The organism is Chitinophaga sp. OAE865, assembly GCF_040546735.1.
Taxonomy (GTDB): domain Bacteria; phylum Bacteroidota; class Bacteroidia; order Chitinophagales; family Chitinophagaceae; genus Chitinophaga; species Chitinophaga polysaccharea_A.
In genome coordinates, this window is sequence record NZ_JBEPOF010000001.1 from 5,289,023 (window position 1) to 5,313,901 (window position 24,879).

5 protein-coding genes are annotated in these 24,879 nt (G+C 45.5%); all 5 read right to left on the reverse strand.

What is annotated here, in order from left to right; translation table 11 throughout:
* Window positions 1-8: 8 nt before the first annotated feature.
* Genes ABIE50_RS21260 through ABIE50_RS21280 form a run of 5 tightly spaced genes read right to left on the reverse strand, consistent with a single transcriptional unit; the run spans window position 9 to window position 24,828 of the window.
* A complete protein-coding gene (locus tag ABIE50_RS21260) occupies window positions 9-1,394 on the reverse strand; it encodes an aspartate aminotransferase family protein (protein ID WP_209859903.1) in 1,386 nt (461 codons plus the stop codon).
* Window positions 1,395-1,421: 27 nt separating this feature from the next.
* Window positions 1,422-7,241, reverse strand: a complete 5,820-nt coding sequence (locus tag ABIE50_RS21265) for a non-ribosomal peptide synthetase (protein WP_209859901.1) — start codon at window positions 7,239-7,241, stop codon at window positions 1,422-1,424.
* Window positions 7,242-7,245: 4 nt separating this feature from the next.
* The gene (locus ABIE50_RS21270) at window positions 7,246-13,863 is read right to left on the reverse strand and encodes a non-ribosomal peptide synthetase (RefSeq protein WP_209859899.1); all 6,618 of its coding nucleotides are present in this window, start codon (window positions 13,861-13,863) and stop codon (window positions 7,246-7,248) included.
* A gap of 18 nt (window positions 13,864-13,881) precedes the next feature.
* Window positions 13,882-20,265, reverse strand: coding sequence for a non-ribosomal peptide synthetase (locus ABIE50_RS21275; RefSeq protein ID WP_209859896.1), 6,384 nt, complete (start codon window positions 20,263-20,265; stop codon window positions 13,882-13,884).
* A gap of 39 nt (window positions 20,266-20,304) precedes the next feature.
* Window positions 20,305-24,828, reverse strand: a complete 4,524-nt coding sequence (locus ABIE50_RS21280) for a non-ribosomal peptide synthetase (RefSeq protein WP_209859894.1) — start codon at window positions 24,826-24,828, stop codon at window positions 20,305-20,307.
* Window positions 24,829-24,879 lie beyond the last annotated feature (51 nt).

Consider the following 24,879-nt stretch of genomic DNA (forward strand, 5'->3'; position numbering starts at 1 on the left):
GATGGCATTTATTGGAATTTCCGCTCCAATTTCTGATGAGCTATGTCGTAAATGCGGAGGAAATTATCGGCCATTTTCTTTGTGGTGACCAACGGAGGCAGGAAACGTATGACATTGTCATAATGCCCGCCAACTTCAAACAAGAGACCTTTTTGCAGACACTCTTCTCTCAGTTCTTTCACCAGTTCGGGAAAGGGCACCCTGGTTTTCAAATTTTTCACATACTCCACTCCGAATATGAGCCCTCTGCCCCGTACTTCTCCTATAAACTTTGATCGTTTTTTCATGTCTTCTAACGTCTGCAGCATATGTTTTCCAACTGCAGCGGCGTTTTCCAGCACATCCGTATCTTTTACAAAAGACAATGCCGCCGCTCCTGCTGCGATGCTTAGCTGATTGCCTCGAAAAGTACCGGTATGAGTGGCTTTAGTCCATTTATCCAGTTCGTTTCTGAGGATCAAAATGGCTAATGGCATTCCTATTCCGCCAATACCTTTGGATACCGTTATGAGATCCGGAACAGCGGCGGTATGTTCAAATGAAAATAATTTACCCGTACGGTAGAACCCTACCTGTATTTCATCAAAAATCACGGGTATGTTGTAATCATTTCCAATCTTAACTATTTCTTCAAGATATCCCTCCCGGGGTATAATAGATCCTCCTTCACCCTGAATAGGTTCTATGATAATGGCAGCAGGTATATCAACACCTGAACTGGGATTTTCCAGTGCGCTTCGTAAAAAGGTAGCGCATTGCAGCTTACAACTTTCAGGACGTTTTCCAAAAGGGCACCGGTAGCAATAGCTGTATGGAAAAAAATGTACCGGGGCGCTTTTATTTCCCATTGCTTTCCGGTTATAATCATTGCAGGTAACACTCAATGCTCCTGCTGTCATACCATGAAATGCCCCGTGAAAGGAAAATACGGCTTCCCTTTTTGTATTGATCCTGGCAAGTTTGATACCCGCTTCGACGGCATCGGCACCGGTTGGGCCACAGAAGTTAAATTTAACTTTATCGCGTAACGATTCCGGTAAACAGGCATTTAGCTTTTCCATAAACGCGACCTTGATCTCCGTTGGAAAATCGAGTGCATGAATGACTCTTTCCATCTGCCGCTTCATCCGTTCCATGATCACCGGGTTATTATGTCCCAGGTTAACGACGCCACAGCCAGAGAAAAAATCCAGGAACTTGTTACCGTCTACATCCTCCAGCGTTGAGCCCAGCGCATTCCGGAGCCCGATGGGCATCGACCTCGGATAACTGCGGTTATTACTTTCATATTGTTCCTGCTTACTCAACAGGTTCCTGGAATTTTCACCAGGAATACTTTTGGAAACAATATATGGTTCTTCACCGTAGTGAAAGCTGCTGTAATCGTAATTCATAATTGATAATGTTATTAATTAAACAGATCAGAAACGCATGTCAGCAAACATATTGGTCGCCGCAGCTTCAATCGGCCTTTGAAAATGCTTTATGGATTGAACAGGATCTTCCAGTATTTGAGTGATAAGACCCGACAGATTTAATATCAGCTCTTTCAAAAAGCTATCCGTCAGCAACCATTCATTGTAGGAGAATTTGAATAGAATTTCTTCTGCGATACGGACACTTACATCGAAATCATAATTGGTTTGTTCATATACTTCGCCGGCTATCATTTCAAAGCCGGTAGTGACATGACCTATCCCGGGAGGCTTTGCGAAATCCTCGAATATCAGCGCGTGATCGAACATCACGTCCGTTTCAACCGGCAACATCGATTTTATATCGGATAAGGAAGCGTATTGGTGCAGGGCTATTTCCCCAGACATATGTTGAACCGATATAAAGAGTTGCTGCCAGGTCATTTCCGGGTTGAAAATGATTCTCAGCGGGATAGCATTGATAAATAATCCAATAATGGACTCTACGCCGGGAATGACGGGTGGGCGTCCTGATACTACCAGTCCGAAAACAACGTCTTCGCTATTTCCTAATTTCCCTAACAACACTCCCCACAATGATTGTATGACCACACTGGGGGTAACGTTCATCCCGCGGGCAAGCAATTTTAGGCGCGTAGTGTCTGATGCATTGATGGTAAAATATTGGCAAGCCTGTTTGTATTCATTTGTTGGCGTATTAAAGTAGCCCGAAATAATCCGTGTGCTGCCGGGCAGGTAATGGTTAAAATACGTTTGCCAAAACTCCCTTCCGGCATTTTTATCCTGCCTGTGCAACCAGCTTATATAGGTTTTATACTGAATACAGTGATCTATTTGTTCCTGTTCTCTTCCATACTGTTCATAAAATTGTTGAAAGTCGGCCTGCAAAAGGTTTACACACCATCCATCCATAATGATGTGATGGAAAGACCATACCAGCTCATATTCTTCGGCCGAAAGCTGAAGTAAAGCGGCTCTTATCAGCGGCCCCGTATCGAGCAGGAATCCGCGTTTCAGATCTTGGTCGCGGTATAATTGTATCTGGTCTCTTTTTCCTTCCTGCGAAGGAGTTTTGCTTAGATCTATAAAGGTAAAATCTGGTGCCTGTTGCTTTAAAACCACCTGTACAGGATATGGTAACCCATTAAAAAGAAAAATTGTTCTCAGGCTCTCATGCTTTTGTATCAGCTGATCGAATGACCATTTCATACGATCGTAGTCTATCTTTCCTTTTAACCTGTAAGAGAATTGTTCAAAATAAACGGTGGATGCAGGGGCATATAACCAATGAAAGAGCATCCCCTCCTGTATACCGCTCAGGCGGTAAATATCTGCTGCTGCGAAATTGGAGCAAATGTTTTCAACTGCTGCCAGTGACAATGTTTTGCAGGTAAAATCACTGGGGGTAAATGAACGCTTGTCCTGCATCCGGCAGTGGCCGGCGATCAGTTGCAGTTGTGCTGCATAAGCATCCAGTAATGTATTCGCTGTATGCGCCTTCATACTTTCCCGATTATACATCAACTCCAGTTCCAGGTGCCCGCCTACTGCTATAACAGTGAATTGAAGACTATGTGATTGTTCCAGTTGTTCCGAGCGGGTTTCGCCGGCAGACTCCCCGGCCAGCGTGAATGACCTCCCCGACAGATCAGTAGCGAACTGACCGAGATAATTGAAAAGCAATTCCGGGTGACAAACCGGATTGGATGGAACCGGTGTGGAAAGATAGCGATACACACCATATCCGGCGCCACGATCCGGTATTTGCCGTAACTGTTCTTTCACTGTTTTAATAGCCGCTCCAACACCTGCTTCCTCTGGCAGCACCAACAGCACAGGGTACATACTGGTGAACCAACCGACTGTTCGCGTAAGATCCAGCTCCGACAAACCTTCTTCCCGCCCATGTCCTTCCAGTGTCAGCAACTGTTCTCTTTCACCTCCCAGGGAATGAAGCGCCAACAACAAGCCGGTCAGCAACAGTTCTATTGTTTCCGTTCCATAGGCATGGTGAGCGGCCGACAATAACTCACGTGTAACCGAAGCATCCAGCATTAAATGGCAACGGTTGAAACCCGCCAACCGGCGCTCTAATGGCGCCTGCCAGCCTGGAACCGGCGCCACCGTTACTTCTTCCGGTTGCTGCCAGTAAGAGAATGTATGATGCATACGGGTGGCATACAAATACAGTGACTTTACCCAATCCCCATAAGCTGCGGTTTTTAAGGGTAGCGTTTCTCCCTGGTATAAGGCATCAAGATCCGCAAACAATATCCGCCAGGAAACACCATCTACTACCAGGTGGTGTATCACAATCAGCAACCGGTCGCCGTCTGTCAGCCGGAATAATGCACAGCGCATCAGCGGACCTGTTAGCAAATCACATTTGCTTTGTAAAAGTGTACATACTGCTGCCATGCGATCGATGCTGTCCGGATAAGACCGGAGATCGTGGACCTCCTGCAACACATCCATTCTACCGGCTTCGCCATACTCCTGGTGAACACCCGCTGAATCTTCCCGGAAAACCATGCGAAGCGCATCATGATGCTCCAGCAGCGATGATAAGGCACGGCGTAGCACAGTTTCATCAAACCCTTCACGGTTCAGTAACATGACCGACTGATTATAGTGGCCCCGGTAAAGGGAACTTCCATGTTCTTTGAAAAAATGCAGCTGAATAGGACTGAGCGGTGCTGATCCTGTAACGGCTTCCTGTGAAATGATGCTCACCTTCTCCTGTACCTGCCGCGCCAGGCGGCCAGCTACAGGATGATCGAATATGTCTTTCATTGTAACAGTATAGCCAAGACCGCGAAGCCTTGATATCACCTGGATAGCCTTGATAGAATCACCTCCCAGCAAAAAGAAGTTAGCGGTTACTCCTACCTGTTCGTGGCCCAATACTTTTGACCATACCGACACCACCGCTTTTTCCTCATCACTTTCCGGCGCCACATATCCTTCTCCTTCTCTCATATCGGGAGCCGGCAGTGATTGCACATCCTTTTTCCCACTACCTGTTAAGGGAAAGGATGTGAGCTTTATCAAGGCACCGGGTATCATATGATCAGGTAAATCAGTTGCCAGCGTAGCCCGGACCTGTGCCTCACCGGGCGCACCGGATCCTGAATAGTAACCGCATAAAATACCCTCCCTCATTATCACACAGGCATCTGTGATTCCATTTATTCCCAGCAACGAGTGCTCTATTTCTCCCGGTTCCACACGATTGCCACGGATCTTTAACTGCCGGTCTATACGACCCAGAAAATCTATGTTCCCATCCGGTAACCACCGGGCCAGATCCCCGGTCCGGTAAACGCGGTCCAAACCAAGCACCGGGTTGGGGCCGAAACGCAGCGATGTTTGCTCTTCATTGTTTACATATCCCCGTGCGAGGCCGGCTCCGGAAATACAAAGCTCTCCTGCCACACCTACCGGCTGCATTTGGCCGCAGTGATCCACGATCCACATACGTACATTATCCAGGGCGCGGCCTATGGGAACCGATCCTCCCATCCAATCGGTCAGGTCGTAACTACTGGCATATACGCAACATTCTGTTGGACCATATATATTTACCAGTCTCACCCTCTTATGCTGCTGATGAAACTGAAGTATACTTTCCCCTGTCAATGCCTCTCCCGCAAGAAAAATATACCTGAGGTGCGGGAATGTTATTGCTCCATCCATACATATGTCTGCAAATGCATTAAAAAGCGACGGAACAAAATTCACATGAGATACCTGGTATGCCTGGATGGTGGATAATATCTTATAGGGGTCTTTTTCTTCCTCCTTTCCCATTATCACTATCTTCCCTGCTCCTCCGATAAAAAATCCGAAAAGTTCAGGAATAGAAACGTCAAAATAATAGGGAGTCTTCATTAAAAAAATATCGTCATCTGAAAAAGGATACTGCCGGTTCAGGCCATAGAGCAGGTTCATGACGGCGCCATGCTCTATCATTACGCCCTTAGGCATACCTGTTGACCCCGAGGTATACATCACATACATCAGATCGGCGGTACCGGCTCCTGCTGCCGGATGAACTGCATCGAATGAAAGATGCGGTTTATCTTCCAGCAATACTATTTCTGTGATACCGCGAAGACTTTCATCGTAAGGCGATTGGGTAACCAACAAAAGTGCATTACTATCCTTTAACAGATACTTAACCCCGGATACCGGCATTTTTGTGTTGACCGGCAGATAGGCGGCACCTGATTTCAGGATGCCATATATCCAAACCACCATCTCCACAGATCTGTCTGCCATCAACGCCACAATACGGTTCTGGCCGGCGCCTTTGCTTACCAGATAGCTGGCAACACAATCTGATGCCCGGTCCAACGCCTCATACGTCATTTTTTTATCTTCAAACAATAAGGCTACTTTGTCCGGGAAGGCGGCTGCACGTTGTTTAAAAACACGCATAATGTTTGCGTCCTGATCATAGGGTAGCGCTGTTGAATTAAACTGCTCCGTAATCAGTAAGCGTTCTTCCTCCCCAAGTATTGTTATTTCATCTACCGGCACCTTTACATTTTCGCCAATCGTTTCCAATATCTTCAGGAAATGTTTACAAACAGATGCCATCATCAAAGGTGAGTACCTGGATAGGTTATAATCGAATTGCATCGATAGTTCCTTTTCATGCAGGAGCATAATCGTCAGGTCAAAACTTGTTTGCTCGAAACGCGTGCTCTCCGTTACTTCAAAACCAGTTCCTTCTTCCGTCATATTTTCCGAAGGATAGTTTTCAAATGTCCACAAATGCGTAAAAAGCTGCTGCTTCAAACTGCTCTGTGCCTGAATATCTGTTAAGGCTGTATGCTGATGATTGTATAAAAGATGAGCAGATTGACTCCGCTGCTGCAGCACATCAGCGAAAGTGTCGCCAGGATTGAAACAGATCCTGACAGGCACTGTATTTACAAAAAGCCCTACGATGCTTTCTACTCCCTCCAGCTCATACGGTCTCCCGGATACTACCTGTCCAAAAACGACGTCTCTGCAATTATTATATTTCGTGAGTAAAATGCCCCATGCACTCTGCAACACCAGATTGACAGTAGTATTGGTATGAAGTGCCAATGCTTCTATCTTACGCTTCAATAACGGAGACAACGTTGTTCTGATACTTTTGAAAGAAGAAGGCCCGCTGGCATCTGTTCTTTTCCCGGGAACATCTGCCACGGTATCGTAGCCCGATAAGTATTCTTTCCAAAAAGAAGCATCTGCTGCATGATCCCGATTTTCCAACCATTTCAGAAAGGTTTTATAAGGCACATGATGATACTCCGGAATAAGTATATTCTTTTTTCGCTGTTGATATTGCGATAAAAAATCGGAGATGATAATTGCAATACTCCATCCGTCCAGGATAATATGGTGAAAACTCCAGATCAGTGCATATCCTTCGGGGAAGCTGACCAGGGTTACCCGCATTAATGCATCTGTTAGTAAATCGAACCCCCTTTGTCTGTCTTCATTTTTCAGTGCTTCCAGGCAGCCTTCATGCTCCGCTGTTTTAATAATAAAATCAATTTTCCTGTTCCTTAAAACCACCTGCAACGGTTCATCCAGTTCCTCAAAAACGAAGGCGGTTCTCAATACATCAAATTTATGTGAAAGACTATCCAGGCATGCCCTGCATATGTCAACATCTACCTCTCCTTTAATCCGGTAGGTTTGCTGTAAGAAATATACGGTGGACTGTTTATCATATATCCAGTGAAACAGCATCCCTGTCTGCATTGGTGTTAGCCTGCAGATATCTTCAATTTCATTATTGACCATAAAACTACTGGAATTTTTTGCTGATTAATGCGAGTGCTTCGTTAGAGATACCCGCATACGTAAAATCGCCTGACGGACTGAGGGGCGCTGGTGCTTTAACAGCTTCCTGTGAAATAATGCTTATCTCCTGCTGTACCTGCCGCGCCAGGCGGCCAGCTACAGGATGATCGAATACGTCTTTCATCGTGACAGTATAACCAAGGCCGCGAAGCCTTGATATCACCTGGATAGCCTTGATAGAATCACCTCCCAGCAAAAAGAAGTTAGCGGTTACTCCTACCTGTTCGTGGCCCAATACTTTTGACCATACCGACACCACTGCTTTTTCCTCATCACTTTCCGGCGCCACATATCCTTCTCCTTCTCTCATATCGGGAGCCGGCAGTGATTGTACATCCTTTTTCCCACTACCTGTTAAGGGAAAAGATGTGAGCTTTATCAATGCACCGGGTATCATATGATCAGGCAAATCAGTTGCCAGTGTAGCCCGGACCTGTGCCTCACCGGGCGCACCGGATCCTGAATAATAACCGCATAAAATACCCTCCCTCATTATCACACAGGCATCTGTGATTCCATTTATTCCCAGCAACGAGTGCTCTATTTCTCCCGGCTCCACACGATTGCCACGGATCTTTAACTGCCGGTCTATACGACCCAGAAAATCTATGTTCCCATCCGGCAACCACCGGGCCAGATCCCCGGTCCGGTAAACGCGGTCCAAACCAAGCACCGGGTTGGGGCCGAAACGCAGCGATGTTTGCTCTTCATTGTTTACATATCCCCGTGCGAGGCCGGCTCCGGAAATACAAAGCTCTCCTGCCACACCTACCGGCTGCATTTGGCCGCAGCGATCCACGATCCACAAACAAACATGATCCACTGCACGGCCTATCGGGACCAGATCTGTATAGGTTGCAGGCGAACAATCATACCAGGTCACTTCGATTGTAGCTTCCGTAGGACCATACATATTCACCAGTGCTACGTTATTCGTTTTAGTGAGTAACAGATCAAATTTCCCGGCCAGATCACTATTCAGCGCTTCTCCTGTACTGAATACCCTTCTTACCGACTTCAGCTCATTTACCAGGCCATCACCTTCCATCACCTCCAGAAAGGCACTCAACATAGAAGGAACAAAATATAAGATGGACACCCTTTGTTGGGCAATGGCCGTTATCATCTGCTCCGGACTTTTTTCTTCTTCCGGAGAAAGAATAAAAAGAGATGCTCCCGCCATGCACCAGCTAAATAACTCCCATGCAGACACATCGAAATAAACCGGTGTTTTGAGTAACATCACATCTGCATCAAAAAGCGGATATGCCTGTTGCATCCAGGTTAACCGGCTGATCAGTGATCCGAGGTCAATCATTACACCTTTAGGATTACCGGTAGAGCCGGATGTATAGATAATGTAAGCAAGATCTCCTTCTTCGTGATCCACGACCGGCCTTGTGACAGGAAAATCAGCGTACAGGGAATTGTTCATATCGATTTTATCAACGGGCCCGCTATATTTTTCCCAATTTTCCGTATCACTTACGAGGAGTGCTGCGCCACTATCCTCCAACATAAACGCCATCTTTTTCGCGGACAATCCCGGATTTACCGGCAGGTATGCACCACCTGCTTTTAATATACCGTAAATCCACAATACCATTTCCAGCGAACGGCTGCCGGCAATCGCTACTACTACTTCTTTAGTCACGCCTCTTGCCACCAGGAAGTTGGCGATCCTGTTAGTTTCTTCCTCGAACGTTTTATAAGTAAAAGCACCTTTCACCGAAGATATTGCCGTCTTGCCCGGATCGGCACATCGCTTATCCAAAAAAGATCCCTTTATGGAAAATTTCTCTGGTGGCATATAATACGGCATCGTGATAAACTCCTGAAGAGGATCAGCTTTCAACACCTGCTTCTTATCCACACATTCCGCATTGGCATGTATCAGCTGGTACAGGGCTGCCTCCATATAAGTACATAATCCTGCCGCCATTTCTTCACTCATCAGGTGGGAAGAATAATGCAAGAGCATCTCATGTTCATCCAAGGTTTTGCTAAAGGTGAAATCAATCTCGAAGTTGTTTACCGAATAGGAACTGATATCCAGCTTCTGCTTTAACAAAGCCTGTTGCTGTGAATAGTCAACATTTTCCAGCACATGAAAATCTACGTAGTTAAAAGTAGCATTTACGATGCTGCCTGTCTCCCCTATTTCTTTCTCTGTAAATTTCAGAATATCCAGGAATGTTATCTTACCCTGACTAATCACTTCTTTCAACTTGCGATCCACCCGATGAAAATATGCAGCCCAGGTTTCCCGCTCCTGAAATACAAATCTGACCGGCAATACATTCAAAAAACACCCCAATATCCTGTCACCGTCTTCCGTTACCGGCCGGTTATTATCAATGATGCCCACCAACACATCATTTTCCCAGCTTAACATATAGATGCCAAACAGGTAGGCGCCAAAGCACAGGTTCTTGATGCTGATATTATATCGTTTAGATACCTGGTATACTTCTTCAATAAGGTGATCAGCAGGTTTATGACGATAGCGCTTCCGCTGATTTTCTGCCATATGTTTACCCGAAGGATAAATGTCCAGCCGTTTAAAACCGTCCAGTTGCTGTTTCCAGTAGGTCTCATAGGCAGGGTTATTCCTGTTGGCGTTTTCAGCAATTACATAGTCCTTATAACTGTTTTTCAAAGGCGTCAGAGTATATCCAGGATCTTCTTTGAGCCGCAGGTAGGTATCATGAAGTTCAGATTTAAATACCGCATCGCTCCAGCCGTCGATAATAGCATGGTGTACAATCCACGTCATTACGACCTCGTTGGCGCCGATTCTGAAAACCGTTAGTCGCCATAGTGGTGCCGCAAATACATTAAATGGCTTGTTAAGATCGCTTCGGAGAAACTCATGGATCAACGTTTGCTGTTCTTCGCTTCCGTGTGAAGAAATGTCCCGGTAATCCAATGGCCGCGGCACCTCTTTATAAACAATCTGTAAGGGCTGTACGTCGTTTATACTAAAGGCGGTACGAAGTACAGGATGCTTGCCGGCCAATAATACAACGGCGCTCCCAAACAGCTCAAAATTAAAGTTCTCATAGTACACCTGGTGTATCATGTGATCGTGATAAAAAGTGGAACCAGGCTCCTTCAGGGTATGAAATATCATCCCCGTCTGAATATCACTTGCGGGAAACACATCTTCTATTAGCCCTGCAGTATCGGTCGTCTGCAAAAAAAGCGCTTTGATCTGCTCAAATTCAGCGATCGTTCTTTCTGTTCTGATAACATCCGGTGTCTTTACTGCACTGGTAATATTCCTCGCCAGCTTTTCTATCGTAGGTCCGTTCAGCATATCCTGTACGGCCATTTTTACACCAAACCGGCGGTTTATCTTTGCCATTACGCGAAGCGCCTTAATGGAATCTCCTCCTAATTGGTAAAAATCGTCTTCCATACCAATTTTTTCCACTTTCAATGCCTCCTTCCAAATATCGAGCAGCAGGATTTCCTCATCGTTACGGGGAAGTATCACGATATCTGTCCTTACTTCCCGGGGCAATTTTTTCCTGTCTACTTTGCCACTGGGCGTCAATGGGATGGCATCCAACTGTACGATCCTGGCCGGGCACGCGTATGGGGGTAATATTGATAATAAATAGGTCTTTATAGCAGAGATATTTAATATTTCCGGGGCCACAAAATAAGCGTATATATCCAGGGAACCGTTTTCCACGGACCAGGCCACCGCTTTTCCATTCGTGATTCCCGCGTAAGACAACAGTGCAGCCTCCACCTCACCTAATTCAACCCTATGCCCTCTTATCTTTACCTGGTCGTCACTTCTTCCGAGATATTCCATCGTCAGGTTGGGCAGCATTCTGGCCATATCCCCGGTTCTATACATCTTAAGGTGCTCACGGAATGGAACCGGAACAAATCTTTCTGCTGTCTTTTCCGGATCATTTCTGTAGCCATATGCCAGGCAGTCGCCGGCAATACAAATTTCACCGACACATCCGGGCGCCACCAGCTGACCGTTTTTATCGAGCAGATAAATCTGTGTGTTGGATATAGGACGACCGATCGGAACCACCATGCTATCATCGGTATCAGGGCAATAGCGATGTATCATACATCCTACTGTTGCCTCTGTAGGCCCATACTCATTGTATATTTCTACGCTTCCGTTAAAGAAAATATGTGCCCTTTCGGCGAGATGGGTTTCCAGTTGTTCCCCGCCAACAATAATGCGCTTCAGTTTCAGGTCCTTTCTCTCTGCTATCTCCTTCCTGACCCCATCAAATTCAAGTAAGGCTCCCAGCTGGGAAGGCGTCATTTTGATAACTGTTGACTTATTTTCCAGTAAAATATTATCGAGAAGAAATTCATTGTTCCCTTCATATATAAGCAGGCTGTTACCCGTTACCAATGGGAGCAACAGTGATGTAATCACCATATCGAAAGACAGGACTGTATATAAGGGAAAGTTACAGTCTGTTTCCCTCACATAACTTTTAGCCGCCCAGGTGATATAGTTTAGAAGTGATCTGTGACCTATTTCCACGCCTTTAGGTACACCTGTTGTTCCCGATGTATAAATGATATAGGCTCTGTCGGACTGCCGGGCAACATTAAAATTTCTAACAGCGCCGCCGGTATCGGAGCAGCGGATATCTTCCGCAAAAATCATTTCTCCTTTAAAACCGGCTATTTTACCTACATAGAGCTTATTTAGTATTACAACACTACAATCACTTGCCTTGAGAATATATGCGATCCTTTCCGGGGGATCATTAAGATTAAACGGCAACCAGGAATATCCTGCCCGCAAAATTCCAAGGATCACTGCCGGTACTTCGGCAGATCTGTCCATCAACACACCAATAATGGTATTTGCAGGAAGCGCCAGTCTTGCCAAAGCCTCCGCTACAAGGTTTGCTGCGGCCGCCAATGCAGCATAGGTGATATTGGTATTTCCCGACTGAACAGCTATTTTATCCGGATAAAGCTTGCAATTCGTTTCGATCAGCAGTACCACAGTTGTATGCTCATCCAGCTTATCGGTGGTGTGGTTATATTCAGTGACAACCGCATTGTACTGTGCAGCATCCATCAGCTCCAATCTGCCCATTCCCTGGCGGGGATCAAGTAACAACTGGCGCAGCACGCGTCCGAACAGCGCCGACAGTGAAACAGCCGCTTCGGAGCTAAAGATTCCAGCGGCAAAGGTCATACAACAGCATACTTCCGGTCCTCTTTCTATACATTCCATGGTCACATCCCATTTGGAAACCTCATGTATATAGTTGTATTTCTCGAGTACAATATCCTTCATCCGTCTCTCTCCAAATTCATCCCTGTTGTAAAAAAACCAGGTATTGAAAAGCGGGAATTTTCCTTGTTCTGAAGGGAAGCCGATTTCCCCGGCTAACAGCTCATAAGGATACTCCTGGTGTTCAAACGCGTTAATAACATTTTCCCGGAGGCGCAGCAACAATGATTCAAATACGGTATCTTCCGCTATACTCACCTTAACAGGTAAGGTATTGACAAACATTCCGACCACCTGCTCAAATTCATGGTTAGTTCTACCTGTAGCGGGAGTGCCGATACAGAATTCCTGTTGCCGCGATATCCTGTTCAGGAAAACACTGTAAATCGCCAGCAAAACGGTAAATGGAGTAGTATTGTAGTCTGCTGACACCTGCTTTAGCAGCTTTATTTCATCCGTTGGCAACTGATAGTTACAGCTGACTACCTCTGCATAACTTTTTCCGGTTTTCCCCAAAGGCAGATCGATATAATCAGGAGGTGTGGTAAACTGTTTTAACCAGTATTCCCGTTGTTGAGCAATCTGTTGCCCGAAAACGGCGGAGTGCTGCCACTCACTGTAATCTACATACCTGGTGGCCAGTGGTGGCAACGGCTGATCGTCATAGAGCGCCATGAAATCATTAAAGATTAAATTTTGCGAAACACCATCTGCCACGATATGATGCATATCGAACAACAGCAGGTGCTCTTCCTCATTAAAGGATAAAATTCCAACCCGGAATAATTGCTCACCGGAAAGATCAAACGGGCGCACAAATGCCCTGATAACACTATCTACATCGTCACCTGGACAGAAAGGGATCATCGTCACAAAATCAGTGGCTGTTGCTTTCAGGTACTGGCAAATTTCTTCATTTCTTTCCACAAACACCGTCCTTAAACTTTGGTGCCGGTCTGCCAGCAAATGGAATGTTGCCGTTATCTTCTCCTTTACTACCTTTCCCTTTATCCGGAATGCCACCGGAAGATTAAAACTGGTGGATGCCGGATTTAATTGCTGAAAGGTGTAAATCCGCTGCTGTTGAATACTGGCCAGGTAATATTCTTTCTGAACAGCCGTGGCAACAGGCGCCTGGTTACCCAGGTGTTCCATTTCGCGGAGCCAGGCCACGAGCCCTTTCTTTTCCTGCCGGATACTTTCTATCAGCTCAGGTGCAATACTTTCGGTTGCCCCTGTCAGGTGCAGGTCATCGCCATCCAGCCGGATATGCAGACCGGCCCCGTTGACTTTCTCCAATAACTGAATATATCTGGTTAACATAAGCGGGTAACATTAAACTTAAATGATCACAGCGGTTTCCTGGTGAGCAGATACCGGCGCAGTATTTTTAAGCATCTGTACGGAACGAATCAGTACTGCGATCTCCGAAATATTATTCATTCGAAGTATATCCATTAGCCGCAGCCGTACAGAAAATTGTTTCTCAATAACGGATACTAATTTCATAGCATCAATGGAAGAACCTCCCAGTTGAGCAAAATTCATATTCATAGCTATATCTGCCGGTGCCATTCCGATAATATTACCGCATATTTCTACCAGCAGGCGCTCCAACTCATCCGCCGGCGCGATCAAATGGTCTTCAGCCTCCAGCCTCACTTCCGGCAACGCTTTTTTATCTAGTTTTCCATTGATCGTCACCGGGATCTGGCTGATACAAATAAAATATGATGGGATCATATACTGTGGCAGTTCTATTGCAAGATAGTCGCGCAACAGATGACTGTTTATCTCTTCAGATGCGGTATAATATGCACAAATTTTCTGACTGCTGCCCATATCCCTTACAATCGCCACCGCATCGCCAATACCCTTATATTTTTTGAGGCGCGTTTCAATTTCACCCAGCTCTATCCGGTATCCACGTAGTTTCACCTGCGAGTCAGTACGACCCAGAAACTCCAGATTTCCATCTTCGAACCACCGGGCGCGGTCTCCTGTTTTATAAAAAACGGTATTCTTTTCAAAGGGGTTTTGTAAGAATTTGGTGCGGGTTAACACCACATCATTCACATATCCTGTCGCCAGGCATTTACCTCCGATATAAAGATCGCCGGGTGTACCAATAGGACAGCATTTTAAATGTTTGTCCAGTACGTAGTACCTGGCATTCTGAATAGGCTTCCCGTAAGGAATGCTACGCCAATTGGGATCGATCTCCGTAATATCGAAGAAATTCGACCATATCGCCGCTTCTGTAGCGCCTCCGAGAGCAGTCACCTTCACTTCTTTAAAGTTTGGCAGCAACTCCTCTCTGACAGAAAGCGGCACCCAATCCCCACTCAGGAAAACACGCCTGAGTACACCTCTCATATCACGGTAAGGCGCTTCCCGCAGCAATGGCAAAACCTGTTGAAGTGCTGCCGGTGCGGAGTCCCAGAATGTTATATTTTCATTGAACACAATGTCGAGCAGTTTTCTGGCATCCATAATATCTTCCTGCTTTGCCAACCGGATTGATCCACCAGCCATCAGCATACCAAATATATCATACACCGACAAATCAAATCCAAGAGATGTCAGGAACAAAAGTTTATCGGAACTGCCGATTCCATAGGTTTTATTCACCCATTCCAGCGTATTTACAACCGGTTGATGTCGTACCAATACCCCTTTGGGGATGCCGCTGGATCCTGATGTATGTATTATATAGGCGAAATCATCAGGGCCTACTGCTCGTTCCACATTAACATCTTTTTGCGCCTGTATATTCTCCATCGTCATCAACCGAATACCTCTTTCAGCGAAAGCATTTACCAACGCGGACGGGCAATCTTTTAATGCTCCCGTGCAAATGACAGTCCGGACCGCATTGCCGCCCACATGGAGTATTTGCTCCAGCCGATGCAAGTGTGAAACATCAGCGATGATCATTCCCATCCCAATTGACTGCATCATGCTATTGATACGTGCATCCGGTTGCTGCACTTCCAAAGGCACATACACACCACCTGCTTTCAATACGCCCAGTACCGAATAAACCATTGCTACGGACCTTTCCAATAAGATGCCTACAGGCATTCCCGTGAGCAACCCCACTTCCGCGAGTAACGCCGCCAATCTGTTGGCGGTGCTATTCAACGCGGCGTAGCTCACTGCTTCCTCAGCAGTAATAACAGCCGTGCGATCGCCGGAAAGCAGTACCTGCCGCTCCACCAGCTGATGTATAGTAGCTGCGCTGCTGTATTCAGAAAAAGTATTGTTAAAATCATACAGGATTTTTTCCCGCTGTTGCACCGGCAGGCAATCCAGTTGCGAACAATTACTACCGGCATTTTCTTCCAGCTCTCTGATCAGCTTTCTGAACGCATCAAAGAGGCGATCAATACTTGTTTTTTTAAACACATCGGTAGCATATTCCAGGTTAAAATGTAAGGTAGTTCCTTTGTCGACGCATTCAATGGTAAGGTCGAATTTCGCGACTCCTTTATCTATCTGGAAAGGCTCCAGCACCACACCCGGTATACCGAAGCGCGGTTCCCAGTCTTCCTGCAAAACAAACATGACGTCAAACAGCGGATTCCTCGACGGATCAAACTGCATCCCTAAATCTGACAGCACGTCCTCGAATGCATAGTCCTGATGCTCCAGTGCCTTTATCACCAATTCCTTTACTTCTTTCAATAGGTCGGGAAAAGGTTTGTCCGGATTCACCTGAATACGCATCGCCATGGTATTCACAAACATGCCGATCATACGCTCTAAAGCGGGATTATTCCGGCCGCTTACCGATGTGCCAATCACCACTTCTTCTTCATTGCTGAGTTGCGTAATAAGCACACTGATACATGTCAACAATAAGGTATAGATAGAAACATCCATCTTTTTAGAAAGTCGTCTGAGATAATCTGTTTCCCTTCTGGTAAGTTCATAATGACAAAGCCTCCCTTCAGAACCCCGGACCGCTTGTCGTTTGAAGTCCGCCGGCAACCCGGATTGAATTGAATAATTCAGGAATTGTTGCTTCCAGAAAGCGGCATGTTCCTTATACTCGTCCATGTCAGCCCTTTTCATACTCCATTCTGCGTAATCACTATATGACAGATCTGTAGCTATCAGCTGTTCCTGCCGGTAGGCTTTAATAAAATCATCAACTAAAACATTTATGGATATGCCATCGCAAACAATATGATGCATATCTACGACAAACTTATAACTGCTATCCTCTTCCTTTATCAGCATTGCCCTGATCAATGGTGGCTGGTCGAGTATAAATGGCCGGAAGAACTGCTTTTTAATAGACTCAAAATCAGTAGCCCCTGCTTCATAATATTCCATGTTAAAGGAGCAATTATCCTGCACCTGTTGCACCGGGGTTCCCTCCTGTACGAAAAAAGAGGTCCGTAGTATGTCATGTCTGGCAATCAGTTGGCGGAATGCGGCTTCCACTTCTTTTACCTCCAGCTTACCGGTAATATTAAATCCGGCGGAAATATTGTAACTCAATGACTCCTTATCCAATTCATTCAGGATAAACAGGCGTTTCTGAGCGGCAGCCTGCTTATAAAATGGCTTCTTTTCTGTTTTCCCGATCTGTTCCGCTTTTATGGTTTGCATGTTGCCTATAAGCGCTGCCTGTTGTCTGATAGTCCGGTTGTCAAATATGAGGGAGATACTCACCGGTTTCTCCATTACATCCTGTACTTTCAAAACAAAATCCACTACTCTCAGGGAATTTGCGCCTAACAGGAACAGGTCATCTGTCATACTGATCTCTTCCGGCTTCCATGCCAGTATATGCGCCCATATACGTAATAATTCTTCTTCTACTTTATTTGCCGGGGAGATGATCACCTTAGGCTGACTGAGGGGTATTGGTAACTGGTTCTTTTCTGTCTTCCTGTTAATATTCAACGGTAAAGCGTCCATCTTTACATAATGACGGGGAATCATGTAATCTGGCAGGAAGGACCGGAGGAAAGCGATGATTTCATGCGCCCCGGTTTCTTTTCCGATCTCCGTTTCATAGTAAACCGCTAACTGTATTTCCTCATTAATCGTCACCGTGGTTACCAACGCCTCTTTCACTTCCTCCATCCTGCAGATATGTGTTGATATCTCCTGCGGTTCAATACGGTAGCCATTTATTTTTATCTGATCATCTGTCCTTCGGGACAATATCACTTCATAGTCTTCTGTCCAGGCGGCGGCATCTCCCGTTCTGTAAATCATTTTCCGGCCGATGCTGTTCAATACATGGAAACTATTGGCAGTAGCAGGTTCGTCAAGATATCCTGCACTCAGACTGTCACCGGCGACACATAGTTCTCCCAACGCATTTACGGGTTGTACATGGAGACTTTTATCCAATACAAAAAGACTGGTATTGGATATTGGCCGTCCAACAGTAAATGGTGTGGCGGTAGTGGTGATTTCTTTAGCACTGCAACCAATGGTCACTTCACTTGATCCGTATTCATTAAAAATGCGTACGGCAGGATTCAGCTTCCGTAAAAATGCCACCTGTGAAGGATGGAGCTCTTCTCCTGTTGCTATCACCGTATGCACTGCGGTTTTTCCGAGATCCATCTGTTCCAGGAAATTTATCTGGGAAGGAAGTAGTTTTACAGCCTGTATATCCGAATCGGGGTTAAACAGGATACTTAATGTATCCTGCACCGGTGCTGAGTCATTGAATATAACAAGGGTATCGCCTCTTAACAACGTGGTAAATAAAATGGCCAATGTGTGATCCAACACGATGGGCGCAAAAATGGAGGAATTGATGTGATCTCTTCCTTCAAAATATCTTTCATTTGCCCATTGAGAATAATTAACAGCGCTACGATTGTTGATTTTCACACCCATTGGCACACCGGTAGATCCGGAAGTAAAAATAACATATAACAAATCGTCACCGCAAACAGTGGTCTTTTTCATGGCAGGTGATGCCGGGGAAAAGATATCCTCGTCATATTCCCATGACTTTATGGCCGTTTCCCAGCCGACCTTTCCTATGAAGCATTTACAATCAGCCACCTTGAGCATGTAATTAATCCGCTCCTGTGGTGATGCTGTTTCAAGTGGCACAAAACCTGCCCCACATTTCATAATCGCCAGTAGCGTAACAATCAACTGCTCAGAGCAATTCATTAATACACCCACTGTATCTCCCTGTTGTACATCCATCTGTTGTTGGAGGAAGCCAGCCATTAGTGAAGACCGTTTATCTACCTCTGCATAGGTTAACTCCCGCTTACCATAACGGACACACACATTTTCTGCTTTCCTGGCAGATGACTCCTGCAAAAGTGTTATCAGGCTTACATCCTTCCGAAAAACTACAGGGCCATGGGCATGTTTTAATATAGTTTCTTCTTCTTCGGCGGTGAGCAGCCTTAAACTATCTACCACCACATCTCCTTCCCGTATAAGCTGTCCGAGCAGGTTTCTAAAATGGCCGGCCAGTCTGCTCATCTGGGTACTGCTATAACGTCTTTCGTTATACGAAAAAATAATTCTTATATCTTCTTCTGTAAAAACCGTCACAGATAAATCATAGCTGGTATGCTGTTCGGCTGATAACCGCCCTATCCTTAAATTTTTCTCACCAGTTAATTCACCGGTAGTATATAGGCTATCGGATAAAGGCATGTTTTCAAAAATCACCACATGATCTATTAACTGATGCTTCACCGGACTCAGTGACTGGATGTCTGCCAGTGAGTAATAACTATATTCTTCTGACTGGGTGGCCGACTTTTGCATGCGCCTGCATAGCTGGCTCCACTTTTCATTTCTGTCAAAGCGGATCCTTCTGGGAATCGTATTGATAAACAACCCAACTGTTTTTTCAAAGTCCATTCCCTGCAATGATCTCCCTGATACCACACAACCGAAAACCGCGTCTTCCGCATTATTATACTTTGCCAGTAAAATACCCCAGGCACACTGGATCAGCGTACCTAGTGTTGCACCAATGTCTGCCGCCATTTGCCGCAGGGCCTTTGTTTCCTGTCTGCCCAGCAGTATTTTCTCTTCACCATTGATGTACGATCCTTCTTCTTTGTTTCGCGGAACAGGCAAGCTGGCCGTCCGGTGATATGCTTCCAGGTATCCGCTCCAGTAGTTCGATGCCGCGTCCCAGTCACTGTCGGCCAGGATACGTACAAAGTGTTTGAACGGGAGACTGTCCAGCAATGTTATTTTTATACCTCTGACATAGTTGTCGTAAATAATATTGAATTCCTGCATCAATATAATAATCGACCATCCATCCAGTATTATATGATGATAACTCCATACAAATTCATAGCTATCGTTAGCCACCCGGAGGATCGCCAACCGCAGCAGCGGATCTTTCGAAATCACAAACCGGTTTTGCCGGTCTGCCTGCTCATACTTGTTGATATAATCTAACTTTTCATAATCTGCCAGCTCCCGCAAATCCACATAATGAAGTGGAATTTTCCGTGGACTGGTTACAATTTGACGGGGTTTGGATAATCCTTCATAAGCAAAAACGGTTCTCAGCGCATCATGTCTTTTTACGATCTCTTCCAGGGTGCGCTCCACGATATCCAGGTCTACCTCCCCATGCATCAGTATGCTCACCTGACGATGGTAAGTATCAGGTATATCTGTATTAAGGGCATGCAGCAACATATTTTGCTGCATGGACGACAAGGCATAAATATCTTTTATTTCTAGGTTCTCCTTCATATTGTCAGGCTATTTTTATGATTAGGTATTCCTTTCACATTACCCCAGCAATTGTTTGATTTTATCCAGCTCGTCCACAGTAAGTTCCTGGTCAGAGAAACCGGCCAGCATGTCTGCTGTTGTGGAAGATCCTTTATAGTTGTTGTATAGCAGGTCTATATGTGCGGCCATTTTACCGGACAATATGTCTATTTCCTGGAGGGAATACCTGGTGCTGTCAAAATTGAGTTTAAGTTCCAGCTGTTGCTGCCGGAGAATTCCTGATACAATTAACCCAAATCCAACCATGTTGTCTGCGGCAACCAGGCGTTCATCATCATGCATAAAATAAGAGATGCCGCTACTGTTAATATTTACGGCATCGGTTTCACCCATGTAATTAAATAGTACACCGGGCAGCTCCTGCGAGAGTTGCCTTCTGACCGCCGGGTCATCACACAGGTACTTCAGGACCCCATAACTCAATCCCTTATGCGGTATCTGCTGCAGCGTATTTTTTACATTCAGCAGTCCGGAAACCGGCGCCTCATCGTTTGTCAAATCAAATCTCACAGGGTAAATCGCGGTAAACCACCCTACCGTCCTGTTCAGCTGAATGTCGGATGTTATCTTTTCCCGCCCATGTCCCTCCATAGCAATACTCATATGTTGTTTCCCGAACAGTTCACAATAGGACCTCGTTAAAGCGTAGATCAACAGATCTGAAAGATTTACTTTATACCCGGGACAAAACCCGGAAAGAAGACCTTTGGTTACTTCTTTTGATATGGTAATGGCTCTACACTGGTACAGGTTCCATTTGGAAGATAGTCGGCCGGTATCGTGTGGTTCTTTTTCGGATGCCCTGATCCAGTATTTTTGGGAGTGTAACACATCGTGCCGTTTGGCAAAGTTTTGCAGTTCCATGGACCACTTTTTCACAGAGCTGGTTTTGGGTCCCAGCTGAAGTTTCTTCCCTTCTTTGAGCTGTTCATAAAGGAGCACAAAATCCTCTGCAAGGATTCGCCATGATAATACGTCCACGATCAGGTGATGGGCTGTCATGATCAGGTAGTCCGCATCCTCTGTGCTCACCAGCAATACTTTGAAAAGTTCGTTCCTGGCGATACTGATCTCTTTTCTCAGGCCTGCTGTCAGGGCCAGTAACTGTTCATTTGATATATTGCCGTTCAGTTCAACAATTCGCAACTTTACCGGTAATACTTCCGGAGAAATGAATGAACTTATCACCCCATCTGCATTCCCAAAGGTTGTTCTCAGCGCATCATGATGACAGGGCAGATGATGCAGGGCTTCCTGTACAAATTCCCTGTTGAAATGACAACGCGATACCAGCGTAATACCTTGTAGAAAAAGATCCTGGTTCTCAAATGCTGTCTCGAAAAACTGTTGTTGTACCGGTGTCAGGAGAGCTTCTCCGGTCGCCGGCTCTTCTTTCAGCGGCTGATGGTCCATCAGGATGATGTAGTTACATAAGTTACTAAGACTGGATGCACTCAAAATATCGCCTATGTCCACAAAATATTGTTCCCGGGCCAACCTGGACTGCAGCTGGATTGCCTTGATAGAATCCCCTCCAAGGGCGATAAAACTACTCTGAATATTAACCCCGCTCACACCAAAAACGGATTTACAAATATTCATTACCAACAATTCCTTTTCGCTTAGAGGGCCATTATTCTCAGATCCCTTTGCCTTCGGGGGAGCAACAATAGGCTGCCTGAGCGTTTTTCTGTCCAGTTTACCGCTGGCATTGAAAGGAAAGGCATCTCTGTGGTAATATACATTCGGGACGCTATATTCCGGCAATAAACCTGAAAGCCATGTATTGAGCTCCTGGTCATCTCTTACTTTACCGGTATAATACGCACAAAGGTACCTGTCGCCATTCGCAGCCTCCTGTAATAACACCGCTGCATTTTCTATACCGGGATATTTTAACAAACATTGTTCAATCTCGGATAACTCTATCCTGTATCCTCTGAGCTTTACCTGATCGTCCAACCTGCCGAGGTAGATGATGTTACCATCTGCCGTATACCTGGCAAGATCCCCGGTACGATATATGCGCCGCTCTCCGCGATAAACAAACTTCCCGTCCGTCAACGGTTTGTTATTAACATACCCTCTTGCCAGACCAACTCCTGCTATGCAAAGCTCTCCGGCTATACCTATCGGCTGCGGTTGCATCAGTCTGTTTACAACTTCCAGGCGAATATTATCAATAGGCTTTCCGATCGGAACCGGGCCGTTATATGTTAAGTCACTGCATTCGTAGTAAGACACGTCAATAGTGGCTTCTGTTGGACCATACAAGTTGACGAGCCGGGGCCGCCTGCTGTTAAAAATATGATTGAATTTATTAACGGTTTCGCTATTCAATGCCTCTCCGCTTGAAAAAACAATCTGCAAAGATTTTAATTTCTCCTGCTGTTTCTGAATACGCACCACCTCCAGGAATACATTGAGCATAGAAGGTACAAAATGAATCGTAGTCACCGAATACCGGTCGATCCAATCGATCATTGCCAGTGGGTCTCTATGAATCTTTTCGGGAAGAATGCAAACACTGGCCCCTGCAATCGCCCACCAGCATACTTCCCACACAGACACATCAAAAGAGAGGGCTGTTTTATTCAAAATAACACTTTCACTGGTCAGATGATACATTTTCTGCATCCACCACAAACGGTTCATCAATGCGCCATGTTCTATTATTACTCCCTTGGGGTTGCCGGTACTGCCAGAGGTATAGATGATATACGCCGCATCTCTTCCCTCCGGCTTCTCCCATGCGGCAGCTAAGGGTTCCACACAATCTTCCAGCAGCAATACAGAAGAAGATACCTGCTGTGCAAGGTCCAGCTGCTGTTTATTGACAAGCAATATTCCGGCGTTACTATCGGAAAGCATGTATTCTATCCGCTTGAGCGGATGACTGGGATCGATTGGTAACCAGGCCGCGCCGGCCCGTAAGATGCCATACACTCCTATCATAAAATCAACAGAGCGTATGGAAAAAAGGGCTACCACATCATTTGCGCCAATCCTTCTTTTTCTTAATTCAGCTGCTACGCAACCGGATCTTTCAAACAATTCACCATACGTTAATTTTACGTCTCCATCCATTATTGCTATCCGGCTGGCATCTGACAACACCTGCATTTCCAACAGATCAATCACTGTCTGATGAGCAGGATAAGGTGCGGCTGTTGCGTTAAACTGGTCAAGCAGGTCTTTTTCCTCCCGACTCCGTATATCCATCTCCTTTAATTGGTGATCGGGATGTTCAAGGAAGTAAGCCAGGGTATTTTGAAAATGCAAAGCTATTTGCTTCACGCCTTCCGTATCCATCCGTGCTGCATTGTAAATAAAGTCCACTTGTATCCCGTCCATAAAAGAAACCTCTATGGTAAGGTCATAGTGATTAGCAGATATAGCCGAAATAGCCGAAGTATCTATCACCTTCTGATAGCCTTTCAGGAATTCATTCACCGGGTAATTTTCTATTACCAGTATAGACTCAAACAGTTCTTCTTCATTTTCACTTTTTATGATTTTCTTTATTTCACGAAGCGGGGTCATTTCGTAGGCCGACCTGATCAGCAGGTTTTTTCCCAGCTGCTGAAGATACTCTCTGATCGTGCTTTCTGCCTGCGCCTTTACACAAATGGGAACGGTATTTATAAACAGTCCGACCGTATATTCAAACTCATTCAGTGACAACAATCTCCCGGACACCGGCGTTCCAAATACAGCAACATCTGCGTAATTATACATCTGCAGTAAATACCCCCAGACACCATACATCAAATTGGCAACTGTTAAAGAATGTTCGGCACAATAGTCCTGTACCTCTTCCCGGCGAAGGTGAAAGCTCTCCTTCCTCGTTTCCGGGGAGATGGTATTTTTTTCGAGCCGGTAAGGCAATCTGGTCACCTGGTCTGCATCTGCTAAATATCCTTCCCAAAAACCGGCACTTTGCGCATGATCTACATTCAATATCCTATCTACAAAATTCTTAAAACGTCCTTTCCTTTTTAACTTGTTATCAACAGACGGCACCTGTGGCATCCAGCATGCAAATAGTTCCTGTAGCAGGATACCGCTACTCCAGCCATCTAACAGTATATGATGATAACTTAACACCAGTCTGAAATGTTCTTCTCCCAGTTTATACAACATAAAACGATAGGGCACCTGTTCAAGATCGAATCCCCTGGAATAATCCTGTTGCATCATTTCTTCCAGAAAACCTGTTACCAGGGTACCTTCCCCGGAGAGATCCTTATAAAATATATCCGGCGTTTGTTTTTTGAGATAAATGGCTACCGGCTGGGAAAGTGCTTTCCATCTGAATACACAGCGCAGGTTCTCATTTAACGCAGTGATCTTTTCAACTGCTGCAGTAAACCCGGGTACATCACAGGCAAATCTGATATCCAGGCTCACCCGCTCAAAGTACCTGTCTTCCGCAGGGTTCTTCAGATACTGGAACAATACGCCTTCCTGTGTAGGAGACAGGGAAATAATATCTTCAACGTTATCCTTATCAATAGTCATACGATAGTTATATTATGCATACATTGGGTTAATGTATGCACGCCATCATCC